The 16596-nt window shown below is 67.8% G+C and carries 17 protein-coding genes; 13 read left to right on the forward strand and 4 right to left on the reverse strand.

Annotated features, from left to right (window positions below):
* The first annotated feature begins 5 nt into the window (after window positions 1-5).
* Entirely contained in the window at window positions 6-584 is a 579-nt protein-coding gene (locus C7H84_RS25795; protein WP_121861426.1) for a peroxidase-related enzyme, read from the forward strand.
* Between the two features lie 132 nt (window positions 585-716).
* Here the strand turns inward: C7H84_RS25795 and C7H84_RS25800 are convergent, their stop codons facing one another.
* Together C7H84_RS25800 and C7H84_RS25805 are read right to left on the reverse strand one after the other, a co-directional pair.
* Window positions 717-1592, reverse strand: coding sequence for an SDR family NAD(P)-dependent oxidoreductase (locus tag C7H84_RS25800; protein ID WP_121861427.1), 876 nt, complete (start codon window positions 1590-1592; stop codon window positions 717-719).
* 186 nt (window positions 1593-1778) lie between these two features.
* Complete coding sequence (locus C7H84_RS25805) at window positions 1779-2357, reverse strand: TetR/AcrR family transcriptional regulator (protein WP_121861428.1); 579 nt, start codon at window positions 2355-2357, stop codon at window positions 1779-1781.
* A 201-nt stretch (window positions 2358-2558) separates the two neighbouring features.
* Between C7H84_RS25805 and zwf the strand changes: the two genes are divergently transcribed.
* The gene (zwf, locus tag C7H84_RS25810; protein ID WP_121861429.1) at window positions 2559-4034 is read left to right on the forward strand and encodes a glucose-6-phosphate dehydrogenase; all 1476 of its coding nucleotides are present in this window, start codon (window positions 2559-2561) and stop codon (window positions 4032-4034) included.
* 239 nt (window positions 4035-4273) lie between these two features.
* On the opposite strand, the gene C7H84_RS25815 is transcribed toward zwf, so the two are convergent.
* Window positions 4274-5218 carry a LysR family transcriptional regulator gene (locus C7H84_RS25815; RefSeq protein WP_121861430.1) on the reverse strand — a complete coding sequence of 315 codons (945 nt, stop codon included), beginning with the start codon at window positions 5216-5218 and terminating at the stop codon, window positions 4274-4276.
* 101 nt (window positions 5219-5319) lie between these two features.
* On the opposite strand from C7H84_RS25815, the gene C7H84_RS25820 reads away from it, so the two are divergent.
* The 6 genes from C7H84_RS25820 (at window position 5320) to C7H84_RS25845 (ending at window position 10973) form a co-directional block, all read left to right on the forward strand.
* Window positions 5320-6522, forward strand: a complete 1203-nt coding sequence (locus C7H84_RS25820; RefSeq protein ID WP_121861431.1) for an MFS transporter — start codon at window positions 5320-5322, stop codon at window positions 6520-6522.
* A 28-nt stretch (window positions 6523-6550) separates the two neighbouring features.
* Window positions 6551-6874, forward strand: a complete 324-nt coding sequence (locus C7H84_RS25825; RefSeq protein WP_121861432.1) for an adenylate cyclase — start codon at window positions 6551-6553, stop codon at window positions 6872-6874.
* Window positions 6875-6893: 19 nt separating this feature from the next.
* Entirely contained in the window at window positions 6894-7838 is a 945-nt protein-coding gene (locus C7H84_RS25830; RefSeq protein WP_121861433.1) for an LLM class oxidoreductase, read from the forward strand.
* A 150-nt stretch (window positions 7839-7988) separates the two neighbouring features.
* Complete coding sequence (gene dkgB, locus C7H84_RS25835; protein ID WP_121861495.1) at window positions 7989-8795, forward strand: 2,5-didehydrogluconate reductase DkgB; 807 nt, start codon at window positions 7989-7991, stop codon at window positions 8793-8795.
* A gap of 70 nt (window positions 8796-8865) precedes the next feature.
* On the forward strand, window positions 8866-9981 hold the full coding sequence (locus C7H84_RS25840) for an alkene reductase (protein WP_121861434.1): 1116 nt from the start codon (window positions 8866-8868) through the stop codon (window positions 9979-9981).
* 29 nt (window positions 9982-10010) lie between these two features.
* Window positions 10011-10973, forward strand: a complete 963-nt coding sequence (locus C7H84_RS25845) for a cyclase family protein (RefSeq protein ID WP_121861435.1) — start codon at window positions 10011-10013, stop codon at window positions 10971-10973.
* Between the two features lie 152 nt (window positions 10974-11125).
* On the opposite strand, the gene C7H84_RS25850 is transcribed toward C7H84_RS25845, so the two are convergent.
* The gene (locus C7H84_RS25850; RefSeq protein ID WP_121861436.1) at window positions 11126-11791 is read right to left on the reverse strand and encodes an O-methyltransferase; all 666 of its coding nucleotides are present in this window, start codon (window positions 11789-11791) and stop codon (window positions 11126-11128) included.
* A 48-nt stretch (window positions 11792-11839) separates the two neighbouring features.
* Here C7H84_RS25850 and C7H84_RS25855 point away from each other — a divergent pair, with 48 nt between their 5' ends.
* The 5 genes from C7H84_RS25855 to C7H84_RS25875 all read left to right on the forward strand — a co-directional run bounded on the left by C7H84_RS25855 (window position 11840) and on the right by C7H84_RS25875 (window position 16497).
* Window positions 11840-12526 carry a TetR family transcriptional regulator gene (locus C7H84_RS25855; protein ID WP_121861437.1) on the forward strand — a complete coding sequence of 229 codons (687 nt, stop codon included), beginning with the start codon at window positions 11840-11842 and terminating at the stop codon, window positions 12524-12526.
* Window positions 12527-13085: 559 nt separating this feature from the next.
* The gene (locus tag C7H84_RS25860; protein WP_121861438.1) at window positions 13086-14474 is read left to right on the forward strand and encodes an NCS2 family permease; all 1389 of its coding nucleotides are present in this window, start codon (window positions 13086-13088) and stop codon (window positions 14472-14474) included.
* A gap of 250 nt (window positions 14475-14724) precedes the next feature.
* On the forward strand, window positions 14725-15330 hold the full coding sequence (locus C7H84_RS25865) for a hypothetical protein (protein ID WP_121861439.1): 606 nt from the start codon (window positions 14725-14727) through the stop codon (window positions 15328-15330).
* 46 nt (window positions 15331-15376) lie between these two features.
* Window positions 15377-15580, forward strand: coding sequence for a hypothetical protein (locus tag C7H84_RS25870; protein WP_121861440.1), 204 nt, complete (start codon window positions 15377-15379; stop codon window positions 15578-15580).
* Window positions 15577-16497: a LysR substrate-binding domain-containing protein gene (locus tag C7H84_RS25875; protein ID WP_162999364.1), complete on the forward strand. Its 921-nt coding sequence runs from the start codon at window positions 15577-15579 to the stop codon at window positions 16495-16497. The genes C7H84_RS25870 and C7H84_RS25875 overlap by 4 nt, the downstream gene beginning before the upstream one ends.
* Window positions 16498-16596: the final 99 nt, after the last annotated feature.

Raw genomic sequence — 16596 nt, forward strand, 5'->3', positions numbered from 1 at the left:
ACCCCATGACTGCTGCAGACAACGCGCCCGTCAGCCGCTTCCCGGTACCCGCGCTCGAAGACCTGCCCGACGACATTCGCGAGCGGATCGCGGCCGTACAGGAAAAGTCCGGTTTCATCCCGAACGTGTTCCTCACGCTCGCGCATCGCCCGGACGAGTTCCGCGCGTTCATGGCGTACCACGACGCGCTGATGGACAAGCCCGGCAACCTCACGAAGGCCGAACGCGAAATGGTCGTCGTGGCCACCAGCAGCGTGAACCAGTGTCAGTACTGCGTGATCGCGCATGGTGCGATCCTGCGCATTCGCGCGAAGGATCCGCTGATCGCCGATCAGGTCGCGACGAACTACCGCAAGGCCGACATCACCGTGCGGCAGAAGGCGATGCTCGACTTCGCGATGAAAGTGTCGCAGGCCGCGCATCTGGTCGGCGAAGCGGACTTCGATACGCTGAAGTCGCACGGCTTCACCGAAGAGGACGCGTGGGACATCGCGGCGATCTCGGCATTCTTCGGGATGTCGAATCGCCTCGCGAACGTGACGAACATGCGGCCGAACGCGGAGTTTTACGCGCTGGGGCGGTGACGGGTCGGGGGCGGCGACGAGCAGCGTGGACGGGGCGCGCATGCCGCCGTCTTCTGCTTGCGCTCGCGCGCCGCCCCACCGGCGGCAACCGGCATGCCGCTCACCGGAACGCGCGATGCCGTCGTTCCCGACTCAATCGGCTTGCTTCAACGCCTGCAGCCCATCCGGCAGCTTCGCGTCCGGGAACATCGTCGACAACGTCGTGTCCCGCCACCGCGCCGCCTCTTGCGCGCGCTGCGTCTCCGCCTGCTCGCACACGAACAACGCATCGCCGCCGAGCAGCAAGCGCAGCGGCACGTCGTCACGACGCGACAACTCGACGATCAGCGCGGCGATCCGCACGGGATCGCCGACCTCGCGGCCGCCGTATGCGCCGAACAATTCGAGAATCTTCCCGACCGACGGCTGATAGTCGGGCAGCAGGCCGTCGACGTCGCGCTTCGCCTGCGCGGCCCATTCGGTCCGCATCCCGCCCGGCTCGAGCGTGCATACCCGCACGCCGAACGGCGCGACTTCCTTCGACAGCACGTCGCTGAATCCGCCGACCGCCCATTTCGCGGCCTGATACGCGGACAAGCCGGGCGTCGCCGTGCGCCCGCCGACGGACGACACCTGGAAGATGTGGCCCGCGCGCTGCGCGCGCATCGTCGGCAACACCGCGCGCGTGAGATTGATCACGCCGAACAGGTTCGTTTCGATCTGATCGCGGAAGTCGTCGGCGCTCATCTGCTCGAACGGCGCCGTATGACCGTAGCCGGCGTTGTTCACCAGCACGTCGACGCGACCGAACGCGTCGCGGGCGGCCGTCACCGCATGCGCGGCCGCCGCTTCATCGGTCACGTCGAGCGCGACCGGGAGCACGTGGTCGCCGTACCGTTCCACCAGATCCGCAAGCCGCTCGGGATCGCGCGCGCCGGCCACCAGCCGGTCGCCCGCCGCCAGCACCGCTTCCGCGATCGAACGCCCCAGGCCGCGCGCGGCCCCCGTTACCAGCCAGACTTTCGACATTTCTCGCTCCTTGACAGGGTTGAAACCAAAAAATGAATGATTACTCACTCATTAATATGGGCGACCACACGATCGTTTTCGCTGTGTCTCGCCCAGCCTGAAACCGCGTCCTTCCGTGCGGCGGCGGCGCCAGCGACAGTTCGGCCGCGGATGCCGCCTTCGGCTTTTCGTTAGCAACCGCTCCACTCACACCGCTTGCAACACGGCCCACAGCGCTCGGAACCCGGCTTCCCGGTATCCATCGGCCTGCGCCGGATCGCGCGCGATCGACTCCATCGCCGTTTCCGCGATCGACGTGAAAAGCGCGGCGCAGAACGCATGCGCGTCGTCGGCCTTCAACCCGCGCGCCGCGGCGGCGTGTTCGCGCAGCAGCGCACGCACCGCCCCGAAGCCCTCGGCCCCGGCCGCGCGGTGCGCGTCGTCGATACGGCCGCTGACGCCGAGCTGTTGCAGCGCGCGCCGCCCGTCCGGATTCCCGACGCCCCACGACACGTAGCCGTTCCACGCATGCCGCATCGCCTGCTCGGCTGGCGCGTGCTCCGGAAACCCGGTCATCATCGCAGCGCGCATGTCGGCCTTCAGGCTCAGATACAGCGCGTTCAGCAACACGTCCTTGGTGTCGAAATAGGTAAACACCGTGCCTTCCGCGACGCCGGCGAGCCGCGCGATGCGCGCGGTGGTCGCGCCCGCTCCGTCTTCCGCGAGCGCGCGGGCAGCGGCGGACAGAATGGCGTCGTGCTTGTCGGGACTACGCGGTCGGGCCACGTCGGATTCCTTTAATGAGTGAGCGCTCAATCATAATCCTGTTTTCAGCGGCAATGCAAGCGCCGTTACATAGGCGAACTCATCCGCAATTCGTCAAAACCGTGCACTATTAGCGTTTTCACGTACTGGCACGTCAATCCATCGGCAGCCGGCACCTCGATGTTCGTTCCACGCTCACCCGTTTCAGACCGCGAACCACTCATGACGAATCAGCCCAACCAGACCGAAGCCGAGCAGCCCGTCGACATGATCATCTTCGGCGGCGGCGGCGACCTGGCCGCCCGCAAGCTGTTGCCCGCGCTGTACATGGCGCATCTGCACTGCAACCTGCCGCCGGAGACGCGCATCATCGCGGTCGGCCGGCGCGACTGGGGCATCGACGGCTACCGCGCATTCATGGACGAGCAATCGCGCCCGTTCATCGACGAGAAGGCATTCGACGCCAAAGCGTGGGACCGCTTCCTCGATCTGTTCAAGTACGTGCTGATCGACGTGAACGCGCCGGAAGACTACGCGCGGCTCGCCGAAGCGGCGCGCGGCGACGCGATCCGCGTGTTCTACCTGTCGACGTCGCCGGAGCTGTTCACGACGATCTGCGACAACCTGTCGGCCGCGCACCTCGTCGATGCGCGCTCGCGCGTCGTCCTCGAAAAGCCGCTCGGCCACGACCTCGCGTCGGCGAAGGCGATCAACAACGCGGTCGGCAAGCACTTCGAGGAATCGCAGATCTACCGGATCGACCATTACCTCGGCAAGGAAACGGTGCAGAACCTGATGGTGCTGCGCTTCGGCAACCCGATCTTCGGGCCGCTGTGGCAGGCGCCGAGCATCCGCAGCGTGCAGATCACGGTGGCCGAGACGGTCGGCGTCGGCAGCCGCGCGGGCTTCTACGATCACACCGGCGCGCTGCGCGACATGGTGCAGAACCACTTGCTGCAGCTGCTGTGCATCGTCGCGATGGAGCCGCCGGTGTCGCTCGACCCGGACGCGGTGCGCGACGAGAAGCTGAAGGTGCTGCGCTCGCTGCGGCCGATGGCGCTGTCGGACGTCGCGCGCGACACGGTGCGCGGCCAGTACACGGCCGGAGCGGTCGACGGCCAGCCGGTCAAGGGCTATCTCGACGAGGAGAACGTGCCGGCGGACAGCCACGCGGAAACCTTCGTCGCGCTGCGCGCACACATCAACAACTGGCGCTGGGCGAACGTGCCGTTCTTCCTGCGCACCGGCAAGCGGCTGCAGCGCCGCCAGTCGGAAATCGTGATCGAGTTCGCGGACATGCCGTTCTCGATCATCCCGACCGGCCCGCGCCACTACAGTAACCGCCTCGTGATCCAGCTCCAGCCGGAAGAGTCGATCCAGCTGCAGATGCTCGCGAAGGAGCCGGGCAGCGGGATGAAGATGGTGCCGGTGAGCCTGAACCTCGATCTGCAGCAGGCGATTCCGGAACGCCGCGCGGAAGCGTACGAGCGGCTGCTGATCGACGTGATCCGCGGCCGCCTCACGCACTTCATGCGCCGCGACGAACTCGAAGCCGCGTGGTCGTGGGTCGAGCCGATCCTCAACGGCTGGAAGCAGCTCGGCGACCGCCCGCGCCTTTACACGTCCGGCACGTTCGGGCCCGCGGCATCGTCGGCGCTGCTCGCGCGCGACAACATGTCGTGGTCTGAAGAGGCGTAACGGAACGCGCAATCGAGGCAAGCGGCGCGAGAAGCCCGACCCACGAAGGCATGCCGGTGGCCCGAGCGCCGTTGGCATGCCGGGTCACATCGCGGCGACCGCCGCATGCCCGCCTCGCCGTCAGCTTCAGCGCGCGGAAATCGGGCGAGCCGGCGCGCGCCGGAACGACCTCCGGCTTTCGCAACGCAGCCGCCACGCGGCGGAACGGCATCCGGTTTCCCGCCACGCAGCCGCCCCCGCTACACCTGCCCCATCCACGTCGCCTTGCGCCGCGCCGGCGCATCGCCCACGCTCCCGCCTCCGCCCAGCACCTCGATCATGTAATCGACGAACGACGCGATCCGCGACGAGATCGCCGTGTTCCGGTAATACACCGCGTTGATCGGCTGCTGGACGTCGAGCGTCTGCCGCACGAGCACCGGCACGAGCCGGCCGGCCTCGCGATCCTGCGCGGTCATGAAATCCGACAGGCATACGATGCCCGCGCCTTCCAGCGCGAGCTGGCGCAGCGTCTCGCCGCTCGACGACCAGATGCCGGGCTCGATACGGGCAGGCTCGCCGTCCGCGCCGAGGATCGGCCACACGTTCAGCGATTCGGGCTGCGTGAAGCCGAGCAGCGTGTGCTTGCCGAGATCCTCGACCTTGCGCGGCTGGCCGTGCGTTTCGATGTACGCCGGGCTCGCGAGAATGCGCACCCGGCTGTTGCCGATCCGCCGGCTGTGCAGGGTCGAGTCCTTCAGCCGGCCGATCCGGATCGCGACATCGGTGCGCCGCTCGAGCAGGTCGATGATCCCTTCGTTGCTGTTCAGCTCCAGGTCGACTTTCGGAAAGCGCTCGCGGTAGCCGCGCACGAGCGGCACGATCACGTGCAGCATGAACGGCGTCGCGGCGTCGACGCGCAGCCGCCCCGACGGCATCTCGCGCCGCGCGAGCATCTGCTCCTCGGCGTTCTCGACCGACTCGATGATCGCGCGCGTGTCCTGCAGGAACGCGCGCCCTTCTTCGGTCAGTTCGAGCCGGCGGGTGGTCCGGCGCAGCAGCGTGGTCTTCAGCTTCTCCTCCAGGCGCGCGAGCGTGCGGCTCGTGGCCGACACGGTGAGGTCGAGCTGCTGCGCGGCAGCGGTGATCGAGCCGGTGTCGACCACGGCCGCAAAGGCCTGGAGTTCGTCGAGCGTGATTTTCATTGTTGATTTCAAATCAAAACAATTTGGTTTATAGCCCAGTTTTTCTGCAAAAGTAAAGGCGGCACACTGCGATCCATCCCTACCGGAACCTGGATCCCATCATGCCACTCGCCCTGCTTGCGCTGACCATCAGCGCCTTTGCCATCGGCACCACCGAATTCGTGATCGTCGGGCTGATTCCGACGATCGGCGCCAACCTCGGCGTCAGCCTGCCATCCGCCGGCCTGCTCGTCAGCCTCTATGCGCTCAGCGTCGCGATCGGCGCGCCGCTCCTCACCGCGCTCACCGGCCGCGTGCCGCGCAAGACGCTGCTCGCCGCGCTGATGGCGCTGTTTACCGTCGGCAACCTCGTCGCGTGGCAGGCGCCGACCTACGAATCGCTGATCGTCGCGCGCGTGCTCACCGGCCTCGCGCACGGCGTGTTCTTCTCGGTCGGCTCGATCATCGCGACCACGCTCGTGCCGAAGGACAAGGCGGCCAGTGCGATCGCGACGATGTTCAGCGGCATGACCGTCGCGTTCGTCGCCGGCATTCCGCTCGGCACCTTCATCGGCCAGCACTTCGGCTGGCGCGCGACGTTCCTGATCGTCGCGCTGTTCGGCCTCGTCGCGTTCGTCGGCGCGGTGGCGTTCGTGCCGCGCGGCCTGCCGCAAACACAGCCCGCGCCGCTCGCCCGCCAGTTCCGCGTGCTCGCCCAACCGCGCCTGCTGCTCGTCTATGCGATGACGGCGGTCGGCTACGGCGGCTCGCTGATCGCGTTCACCTACATGGCGCCGCTGCTCGAGCAGATCGCCGGCTTCACGCCGTCGCAGGTCAGCCTCGTGCTCGTCGGCTACGGCGTGTCGGTCGCGTTCGGCAACGTGTGGGGCGGCAAGCTCGCTGACCACGTCGGCCCGGTCAAGGCGCTCAAGCGGATCTTCCTGCTGCTCGCGATCGTGCTGCTCGCGCTGACCTTCACGGTGCACGTGAAGTGGCTCGCGGTGCTGACGATGCTCGCGTGGGGCGCCGTCGCGTTCGGCAACGTGCCGGGGCTGCAGGTGTACGTCGTCAAGCAGGCGCGTCACTTCGCGCCGGACGCGACCGACGTCGCGTCGGGCTTCAACATCGCCGCGTTCAACCTCGGCGTCGCGGGCGGCTCGTCGCTCGGCGGCCTGATCGTCGCGAACGTCGGCCTCGGCCATACGCCGTGGATCGCCGCCGCCGTCACGCTCGGCGCATTCGCGCTGACCGCGCTGAGCGGCCGTCTCGACCGCGGCCAGGGCCTGCCGGAACGCACGGCCGAACCCGTCGAACTCGCCCATTGAACGTCACTTTTTGCAGGAGCTACTCAGCATGAACGCATCGACCCAACGTCCGCCGTTCGCCGGCAAGACTTTCGAAGTCCGTTACGACGGGCTCACCGCGCTCAACGCCTATGACGACGACGGCCGCCACATGCGCTACGAGATCACCGAAGGCGCGTACGCCGGCGCGAAGGGCGAAGTCGCGTACACGTGGCAGCACGTCGCGGGCGAGACCTACGCGATCTCGTGGCAGGAAGCCGATCGCGCTACCGTCGTGCACATCGACGATTTCGCCGCCGGCACGTCGCGCTCGTTCTTTACCGCGGCGTCGCTCGATTTCCATCGGCTCGACGGCAGCCTGCGCGCGGTCTGAACGGACGGAGATGCCAACCATGTCCACTTCACTCGCCACCCTCGCCGACGGCGGCTTCAGCATCGGCGTCGAACTGCCGCTCGACAACGACTGGACGCCGTCCGGCAACGCAAAACGCCGGCATGACGGCCGCCACCCCGGCGTGCCCAGCCTCGAAAGCCACGCGGAGCTCGCGCGACTGGCCGACACGCTCGGCTTCCGCGCACTCTGGGTGCGCGACGTGCCGGTGTACGACCCGTCGTTCGGCGACGCCGCGCAGGTGTTCGAGACCTTCTCGTACCTCGGCTACCTCGCCGGCATCACCCGCGACATCCTGCTCGGCACCGCAGCCGTCGTGCTGCCGCTGCGCGAGCCGCTGCTGACGCTGAAGTCGGCCGCGTCGATCCAGGAACTGAGCCGCGGCCGCCTGCTGCTCGGCGTCGCGAGCGGCGATCGCCCGGTCGAATATCCGCTGTTCGGCCGCGACTTCGCCACGCGCGGCACGAATTTCCGCAACCAGATCGCGCTGCTGCGCGACGGCGCGCGCGGGCACCTGCCGCCCGGCCTCGACGTGCTGCCTGCCGCGCGCTCGCCGGTGCCGCTGCTCGTCGCGGGTCTCGCGCAGCAGACGCCCGCATGGATCGGCGAACACATGGACGGCTGCCTCGCGTATCCGGGCACGCCGGACGATCACGTGCAGCGCGTCGCGAACTGGCGCGCGGTGGCCGGCAACAAGCCGTACGTGAGCTTCATCCACCTCGACCTCGCGGAAGACCCGCACGAGCCGCTGCAGCGACACCGCTTCGGCGCGCGTGCCGGACGCATCGGGCTGATGGAAGAGCTCGCGGCGATGCGCGACGCAGGCGTGCAGCACATCGGCCTGCATTTCCGCCGCAACCTGCGTCCGCTCGACGAGACGATGTCCGAGATCGCGTCGGACGTGCTGCCCGCATTCCATGTGAAGGCGCTGGCCCGCGTCGCATAAGGCCGGCAAGCGCGACCGAACGGGCGCACCACCCCCCAATATTTGATTTCAAATCAAATATTTTTGACCTCTGAAGGCGTTTATCTCATCAGTCGCAAGCGCCAGAATGACTTCCATACCGCAATCGTTCCACCTTTTCAGGAGCACATGATGAGCAACATTCCCGCATTCGGCCTCGGCACGTTCCGCCTGCAGGGCGAAGTCGTGATCGACTCGGTCCGCAACGGCCTCGAACTCGGCTACCGCGCGATCGACACCGCGCAGATCTACGGCAACGAAGCCGAAGTCGGCGAAGCGATCGCCGCGTCGGGCGTGCGCCGCGAAGACCTGTTCCTGACGACCAAGATCTGGGTCGACAACTACGCACCGGAAAAGCTGGTCGCCAGCCTCGAGGAAAGCCTGCGCAAGCTGCGCACCGACTACGTCGACCTGACGCTGATCCACTGGCCGGCCCCGGACAACGGCGTGTCGCTCCAGGCCTTCATGACCGCGCTGGCCGACGCGAAGGCGAAGGGCCTCACGCGCCGGATCGGCGTCTCGAACTTCAACATCGAACTGACGAAGGAAGCGATCGCGGCCGTCGGCAAGGAGGCGATCGCGACGAACCAGATCGAACTGAGCCCGTACCTGCAGAACCGCAAGCTGGTCGAGTTCCTGAATGCCGAAGGCATCCACGTGACCTCGTACATGACGCTCGCGTACGGCAAGGTGCTCGGCGACCCGGTGATCGGCGCGATCGCGCAACGCCACAACGCGACGCCGGCGCAGGTCGCGCTCGCGTGGGCGCTGCAGCTCGGCTACTCGGTGATTCCGTCGTCGACCAAGCGCGAGAACCTCGCGAGCAACCTGCTCGCGCAGACGCTGCGCCTGACCGACGAAGACATGGCGCAGATCGCCGCGCTCGAGCGCAACGGCCGCGAAGTCGATCCGGCCGGCCTCGCGCCGAAGTGGGACTGAAACGCCCTACCCTCAATCGAAATCGACCCGTCCGCGGCCCGCCGGCCGCGGCAAAAACAAGGACATCGACATGACCCAGGACCCGCTGTTCCAACCGCTGCAATTCGGCGCGCTGACGCTGCCGAACCGCATCGTGATGCCGCCGATGACGCGTTCGCGCGCCAGCCAGCCCGGCGACGAAGCCAACGAACTGATGGCCGCGTATTACGCGCAGCGCGCGAGTGCGGGCCTGATCGTCAGCGAAGGCACCTACATCGCGCCGCTCGGCAAGGGCTACGCGTGGACGCCCGGCATCCATACGCCGTCGCAGGTCGCCGGCTGGCGCAAGGTGACCGACGCCGTCCACGCGGCGCACGGCCGCATCTTCGCGCAGCTGTGGCACGTCGGCCGCCTGAGCCACACGAGCCTGCTCGGCGGCCAGCAGCCCGTGTCGTCGTCGCCGCTCCAGGCGAAGGGCGTGAACGTGTTCGTCGCCGCCGAGGACGGCAGCACGCCGGGCTTCGTGCAGGCGTCCGAGCCGCGCGCGCTGTCGGTCGACGAAATCCACGAGATCGTCGATCAATATCGCGCGGCCGCCCGCCACGCGATCGAAGCCGGCTTCGACGGCGTCGAGCTGCACGGCGCGAACGGCTACCTCGTGAACCAGTTCATCGACTCGAACGCGAACACGCGCACCGACGCGTACGGCGGCTCGCTGCAAAACCGGCTGCGGTTCCTGCGCGAAGTCACGCAGGCGCTGATCGAAGGGACCGGCGACGCATCGCGCGTCGGCATCCGCCTCGCGCCGCTGACCACGCTGAACGGCTGCGTCGACGACGATCCGGAAACGACCTACCTCGCCGCCGCGACGCTGCTCGGCGAACTCGGCGTCGGCTATCTGCACATCGCGGAAGCCGACTGGGACGACGCGCCGCTGATGCCGGTCGAATTCAAGCAGCAGCTGCGTGCCGCGTTCCCGGGCGTGCTCATCTATGCCGGCGCGTACACTGCCGAGCGTGCGCGCGCGGCAATCGCCGGCGGCTGGGCCGACCTCGTCGCGTTCGGCCGCCCGTTCGTCGCGAACCCCGACCTGCCGGAGCGCCTGCGCACCGGTGCGGCGCTCGCGCCGCACGATCGCAACACGCTGTTCGGCGGCGGCGCACAGGGGCTGACCGACTATCCGACGCTCGCGCAGGCCGCGGCGTGACGAGCATCGCGAATCAACAGGAATCCAGAATGAAAGCAACGCTCGCGCGGCTCGCGCTCGCCGCGATCCTGCCGTTGACGATGGCCCAGGCGGCGCACGCCGCGCCGGCCGCCTCCGCGGCCGACTGGTATCCGTCCGTGTATGGCGCGAATGATGAAATCGGCGCGGCCAACCTGCTGACGCCCGACGTGGTCAGGCAGGCGGTCGGCCTCGTGAAGGCCGGCAAGACCTATCCGCTGGCCGTGCCGGTCGACAAGAACCTGCCGGCGTTCCGCCACCGCAGCTTCCGGCTGTACAACGTGCAGGTCGGCCAACAGGCCGGCAAGAGCCTCGGCCCGAACAAGTTCACGTTCAACGACGAACTCGTGAACGCGTGGACCGGCGTCGGCACGCAGCTGAACGGCATCGGCCACATCGGCATCGACAACGTGTACTACAACGGCAACCGGGCGGCCGATTTCGTGACCGTCGACGGCGTGAAGAAGCTGGGCGTCGAGAAGGTGCCGCCGATCGTCACGCGCGGCGTCGTGCTCGACATGACCGCTCACTACGGCAAGCCGATCGTGCCGGGCGGCACCGAGTTCACGGTCGCCGACATCCATGCCGTGCTGAAGAAGGAAGGGCTGACGCTGCGCAAGGGCGACGTCGTGCTGTTCAACACCGGCTGGCTCGAGCTGATCGGCAAGGACAACAAGCAGTTTCTCGAAGTCGAGCCGGGCATCGGCATGGAAGCCGCGAAGTGGCTCGCGGATCAGGGCATCGTCGCGTTCGGCGGCGATACGTGGGCGTCGGAGGTCTATCCGAATCCGCACACGCACGACGAATTCCCGATCAACCAGTACATGCTCGCGAAGCGCGGCATCTACAACCTGGAACTGATCGACAGCCGCGCGCTGGTGCGCGACAAGGCCTGGGAATTCCTGTTCGTGCTCGGCCAGCCGCTGTACGTCGGCTCGACGCAGGTCAACATCAACCCGGTCGCGATACGCTGATTGCGCGGGCCGCGCGCCGATCGATTGCCGGGTGCCAGCGTGACCTGGCGGGCAGACGGCGGCCGTGACACGGCTGCGATCGCCAGGTCGACCGGCCGCACGGCGCGCGCCGCCCGCCACGCGCGCCGCGGGCCGCATCCGTCCCGCATGCTTCAGCCGAGCCGCATCGACAGTTCGACGTCGCCGCCGAACGGCACCGACAGGTAACCGTTGCGCGGCGCGCGCACATAGGCGAGGTAGTCCGGGCTGTATTCGGCGTTGTCGGCGACGACGAACGCACCGGGCCGCAGCCGCGACTCGACGCGCGCGAGGATCTCCGGATACAGCGCCTTCGCGCCGTCGAGCAGCAGTAGATCGACGGTGTCCGGCAGATCGGTCGCCAGCGTCCGCAATGCATCGCCTTCGCGGATCTCGACCAGATCGGCCAGCCCGGCCGCCGTCAGGTTCGCCCGCGCTCGCGCAACCTTCGACGCTTCGAATTCGCTCGTGATCACCCGCCCGCCGCCGTTGTCGCGCAGCGCCGCCGCGAGGTGCAGCGTCGAGATGCCGAACGACGTGCCGAATTCGACGATTGCCTTCGCGCCGCCGCTGCGCGCGAGCATGTACAGCAGCGTGCCCGTCTCGCGCGACACGGGAAGCGGATAGTCCTTCAGGCGCGCATACAACTCGGCGTAGTCGGTCTTGCTGCGCATTAGCCGCGCTTGCTCGTCGTGCGTCAGGTCGGCGAAATCCGGGTTCGATGCGGGCGACGACGCGTCGGCTTCGTCGAACAGGCGTGCGAGCAACGACGCGAGCGGGTCGTGAATCAGGGTGGTCATGCGTTTCTCCGGTGTCGGGTTGAGTGCGTCAGTGCACGTGGCTAGAATATGACGAACTATTCATGTTTTACTATTCGCATTGGCAGACCCGTCATGACCGACCGCCGCAACGCCCCGATCGCCTCGCGCAGACAGCCTCGGCAGGCGCGCTCGACCCAGCTCGTCGACGATGTGCTGGAGGGCGCTATTCAGGTTTTGGCGACGGAAGGCGCGCAGCGCTTCACGATGGCGCGCGTCGCCGAGCGTGCCGGCGTGAGCGTCGGCTCGCTGTACCAGTACTTCCCGAACAAGGCGGCCGTGCTGTTCCGGCTGCAGCACGACGAGTGGCGGCAGACGGCCGACATGCTGTGCGCAATCCTGCAAGACCCGCGGACGACGCCGCCCGAGCGGCTGCGCAGCGCCGTCCACGCGTTCATCCGGTCGGAATGCGACGAGGCGCCCATGCGCACCGCGCTCGACGACGCCGCGCCGCTTTATCGCGACGCGCCCGAGGCGCAGGAAGCGAGGGCCGAAGGCAAGCGGGCCTTCAGCGCGTTCATGCGCGAGGCGCTGCCCGACGTGCCCGACGCCACGCACGCACTCGCGTGCGAACTGGTCCTGACGACGCTCACGACGGGCGGCAAGGCGTTCTCCGAAACCGCGCGCACGCCGGCGGAAATCGACGCCTATTCGGACGCGATGGCCGACATGTTCTGCGCGTACCTCGCGCATCTGGTGCAGCAGGCTCGGGCCTGACGCAACGGCGGTCAGCACACGCGTGAGCGCGGCATGCGCGCGGCGCCGGTATCATCCGGACGCAGGTTGCGCGCGGTCGCGCTTCACGTCACCTGCAGTCGTTTTTTGCGCCTCTGCGCGGCTCCGATGAAAGATCTCCGTAAGACTCGATGCATCCCCCGCCCCGCGCCGCCCGCCACCGCTGCATTCAAATAATCGCCTTAACGGATTCGAACTAGGCGTATACACGCGTTCCGCGACGACGAAGCCCCGTTGCACGCCGATATAAGCGCTGCGACATGCGCTGCATGCTCTTCCCCCAATGGGACGTGATGGGCCGTTCGCCTAACCTTCGCTACGGCAAAGCACACGTGACGCGGTCGACCACACCACGCGTCGTACGACGCGACACACTCGCGCCCGCTTCGAAGCGCGTACGACGACACGAATCACGCGTCATGCGTCATGCGTCATGCGTCATGCGTCCCCACGACGTTGCCGAACATTCCAACCAGATTCGAGACACCCTGACGACGGTCCGCCACGGCCCGTTTCAGCATGCTGATAAAGGAGCAAGCTCATGAGTGATACCCCGGTGCAGCCGACGGTCGGCGTCGGCGCGGAAGAAACGGACCTCGGCACCACGGGAGTCATTGACCGGTACTTCGGCATTTCGTCGCGCGGCAGCACGCAGCGCCGCGAAATCGTCGCGGGCGTGACCACGTTCCTCGCGATGGTCTATTCCGTGTTCGTCGTCCCCGGCATGTTCGGCAAGGCCGGCTTCGACACGAGTGCGGTGTTCGTCGCGGTCTGCCTCACCACCGCGTTCGGTTCGCTGCTGATGGGCCTGTGGGCGAAGCTGCCGATCGCGATCGGCTGCGCGATTTCGCTGACCGCGTTCACCGCGTTCGGCCTCGTGCTCGGCAAGGGCCTGCACCCGAGCGTCGCGCTCGGCGCCGTGTTCCTGATGGGCCTCGTGTTCACGGGCATCTCGGTCACCGGCGTGCGTTCGTGGATCCTGCGCAACCTGCCCGCGGGTGTCGCGCACGGCACCGGGATCGGCATCGGCCTGTTCCTGCTGCTGATCGCGTCGAACGACGTCGGCCTCGTGATCAAGAATCCGGGCGCCGGCCTGCCGGTGTCGCTCGGCCAGATCACCGCGTTCCCGGTCATCATGTCGGTCGTCGGCCTCGCCGCGATCTTCGGGCTCGAGAAGCGGCGCGTGCCGGGCGGCATCCTGCTCGTCGTGGTCGCGATCTCGCTGATCGGCCTCGCGTTCGATCCGGCCGTGAAGTACCGCGGCATCTTCGCGCTGCCGTCGCTGAGCGCACCGGGCCACGCATCGCTGATCGGCGCGATGGACATCAAGGGCGCGCTGTCGATGGCCGTGCTGCCGAGCGTGCTCGCGCTCGTGATGACCGCCGTGTTCGACGCGACCGGGACGATCCGCGCGGTCGCCGGCCAGGCGGGCCAGCTCGACGAGAACGGCCGCATCATCAACGGCGGCCGCGCGCTGACCGCCGATTCGATCAGCTCGATCTTCTCCGGCTTCCTCGGCGGTGCGCCGGCGGCGGCGTACATCGAGTCGAGCGTCGGCGTGGCCGCCGGCGCGAAGACGGGCCTCGCGGCCGCGGTGGTCGGCGTGCTGTTCCTGGTCGTGATGTTCTTCTCGCCGCTCGCGGGCCTCGTGCCGTCGTATGCAACGGCGCCCGCGCTGATGTACGTCGGCCTGCTGATGCTCGGCAGCGTGAGCAAGCTGCACATGGACGACATGGTCGACGCGATGTCGGGCCTCGTGTGCGCGGTGTTCATCGTGCTGACCGCGAACATCGTGACGGGCATCATGCTCGGCTTCTCGACGCTCGTGATCGGCCGCATCGCCAGCGGCGAATTCCGCAAGCTCAACGTCGGCACCGTGCTCATCGCGGCCGTGCTCGTCACGTTCTATCTCGGCGGCTGGGCGATCTGAGCGCCGATGATGCGCGACGTCGCTCGCGAAAAGGGCAACGCGCATCGGGACGACACCGTCTCCTCCACCATCGTCATTGATGGCCTCCAGGCCTGGGAGCGCATGTTTCCAGGCTCTTTTTGTCGGTGCGGGGTGCGACGCAGGGTGCGATACCCGGCGCCACCCGACAAAGCCGCGACGCAGCTTGCGTTCCGTCACATCGCGAATGCACCCGCGGTGCTACGATCGCGTTTTGTCCTCCGGAACGCTCATGAACCCGTTCGGCAGTCCGTTCGGCATCGTCTCCGAATCCGATACGCGCACCGCGGCGCGCAAGCCGCCGTTCATCCCGTCGTTCGGGTTCGTCGAGGTTCATGAATCGCGGCCGATCGATGCGCCTCCGTCGCGCATCATCGACGCGGTGGCCGCGCTCGACATGCGCGCCGATCCGGTCATCGACGCGCTGCTCGCGGTGCGCGAAGCACCGGCGGCCATCGCCCGCGCGCTCGGCAAACGCCCGGCCGACGCTGCACGCGAGCGCTTCGGCTTCGCTTCGTTCACGCTGCTGCATCGCGACGACACGTCGCTGTCGCTGGGGCTCGTCGGCCGCTTCTGGCGCCCGACGCCCGACGTGCGGACGATCGTCGACGCCGCGGCCTTCATCCGGCACGACGATCCCGACGACGCGAAGCTGGTGCTGCGGTTCGAGGTCGTCGGGCTGCCTTCCGGCGCGCGGTTCCTGCGCACCGAAACCTTCGTCCACTGTCCGAGCACACGCACGCGGATGCTGTTCCTGCCTTACTGGCTTGCGATCCGGCTCGGGAGCGGCTGGATCCGCCGCCGCACGCTCGCGGCCGTCGAACTGGCGCTCGCCTGATACGGCCGGTTCCCCGCCCGGCATCGAAGGAAGCCGTCGATTCGCCGTGGATATCGACAGCGTGATGCACCTGTACGCGCCATCCGCGGTCATTTGCGATCCTGACCGCTTTGCCGTCGATCGCAGCGAAACGATGCCGTACGCCGTCCCGCGAATTTTGCTTCGCCCGGCGCACGCCGGCGCGGCGCGCTACCCTATCGGTCTTCGCGCCGGCGCCCCGGCCCGCCGCCCGCTCCGAACCGATCGATGACCCGCATCCGCAACCACCTGAACACAGCGCAGCTCCACGCGTTCGTCTCCGCCGCGCATCACAAGAGCCTGCGCGCCGCTGCGCGCGAACTCGGCGTCACGCAGCCCGCGATCACGCATACGATCCGCGAACTCGAAACGGCGCTGAACGCCGAGCTGCTCGTGCGCAGCGTGCGCGGCGTCGAGCTGACCGCGTGCGGCCACGCGCTGCTGCCGCGCGCCGAGCAACTACTCGGCGACATGCGCCGCACCGTCGAGGCCGTCGAGCAGGTGAAGGGGGAAATGTCGGGGCGCGTCGCGGTCGGCACGATGCCGTCGATCGCGCTGACCGCGCTGCCGCACGCGGTTACCGCGTTCCGCCAGTCGATGCCGAACGTGAGCCTCCATCTCGAGGAAGTAACCGTGCCGGACGCGCTCGCGCAGTTGCGCAACGGCACGCTCGACATCGCTGCAATGCACCATGTGCCTGCGCTCGACCGTGATTTCACGCAGGTGCCGCTGCTGTCGACCGAATTCACGGTCGTGATGCGCGACGGCCACCCGCTCGCGCGTGCCCGCCGGTTAGAGGAATTGCTCGACGCCGAGTGGATCGTCACGGTCGGCGCCGAGCAATTCCCGCACAGCGTGATGAGCGCGATGTTCGAGGCACGCGGGCTGCCGCTGCCGAAGCGCCTGCTGCGCTCGCCGATGTCGTTCGCGGTGACGCTCGGGCTCGTCGCGCGCTCCGACGTGATCGGCTGCTTCACACGCCCGCTGGCCGCGATGGTGGCGCCGCTCGGCATCCGCACGGCCGAACTCGACGAAACCATGCCGCGCTTCGACCTGTCGATCATCGCGCGCCGCGACCTGCTGCCGACCCCCGCCGTATCTCGATTTGTCACGTGCCTGCAGCGCGCGGTCAACGAAACGCTTGGCTGAATCGTTTTTCCCTCTGAAACGGTCGCGTGGCGCACGTGCGGCCGTCCGGTCCGGTATCGGGGCATGTCCTAGGCGCCCTGCCGGTATTTTGTCTTGATA

The sequence above is a fragment of the Burkholderia sp. Nafp2/4-1b genome (genome assembly GCF_003635165.1).
In the GTDB taxonomy this organism is placed as follows: domain Bacteria; phylum Pseudomonadota; class Gammaproteobacteria; order Burkholderiales; family Burkholderiaceae; genus Burkholderia.

What these genes read in the sequence shown, in the direction of transcription:
- C7H84_RS25795 (WP_121861426.1), top strand. Translation starts at nt 6, where the DNA reads ATGACTGCTGCAGACAACGCGCCCGTCAGCCGCTTCCCGGTACCCGCG.
- C7H84_RS25800 (WP_121861427.1), bottom strand. Translation starts at nt 1,592, where the DNA reads ATGTCGAAAGTCTGGCTGGTAACGGGGGCCGCGCGCGGCCTGGGGCGT.
- zwf (WP_121861429.1), top strand. Translation starts at nt 2,559, where the DNA reads ATGACGAATCAGCCCAACCAGACCGAAGCCGAGCAGCCCGTCGACATG.
- C7H84_RS25815 (WP_121861430.1), bottom strand. Translation starts at nt 5,218, where the DNA reads ATGAAAATCACGCTCGACGAACTCCAGGCCTTTGCGGCCGTGGTCGAC.
- C7H84_RS25820 (WP_121861431.1), top strand. Translation starts at nt 5,320, where the DNA reads ATGCCACTCGCCCTGCTTGCGCTGACCATCAGCGCCTTTGCCATCGGC.
- C7H84_RS25825 (WP_121861432.1), top strand. Translation starts at nt 6,551, where the DNA reads ATGAACGCATCGACCCAACGTCCGCCGTTCGCCGGCAAGACTTTCGAA.
- C7H84_RS25830 (WP_121861433.1), top strand. Translation starts at nt 6,894, where the DNA reads ATGTCCACTTCACTCGCCACCCTCGCCGACGGCGGCTTCAGCATCGGC.
- dkgB (WP_121861495.1), top strand. Translation starts at nt 7,989, where the DNA reads ATGAGCAACATTCCCGCATTCGGCCTCGGCACGTTCCGCCTGCAGGGC.
- C7H84_RS25840 (WP_121861434.1), top strand. Translation starts at nt 8,866, where the DNA reads ATGACCCAGGACCCGCTGTTCCAACCGCTGCAATTCGGCGCGCTGACG.
- C7H84_RS25845 (WP_121861435.1), top strand. Translation starts at nt 10,011, where the DNA reads ATGAAAGCAACGCTCGCGCGGCTCGCGCTCGCCGCGATCCTGCCGTTG.
- C7H84_RS25850 (WP_121861436.1), bottom strand. Translation starts at nt 11,791, where the DNA reads ATGACCACCCTGATTCACGACCCGCTCGCGTCGTTGCTCGCACGCCTG.
- C7H84_RS25855 (WP_121861437.1), top strand. Translation starts at nt 11,840, where the DNA reads ATGACGAACTATTCATGTTTTACTATTCGCATTGGCAGACCCGTCATG.
- C7H84_RS25860 (WP_121861438.1), top strand. Translation starts at nt 13,086, where the DNA reads ATGAGTGATACCCCGGTGCAGCCGACGGTCGGCGTCGGCGCGGAAGAA.
- C7H84_RS25865 (WP_121861439.1), top strand. Translation starts at nt 14,725, where the DNA reads ATGAACCCGTTCGGCAGTCCGTTCGGCATCGTCTCCGAATCCGATACG.
- C7H84_RS25875 (WP_162999364.1), top strand. Translation starts at nt 15,577, where the DNA reads ATGACCCGCATCCGCAACCACCTGAACACAGCGCAGCTCCACGCGTTC.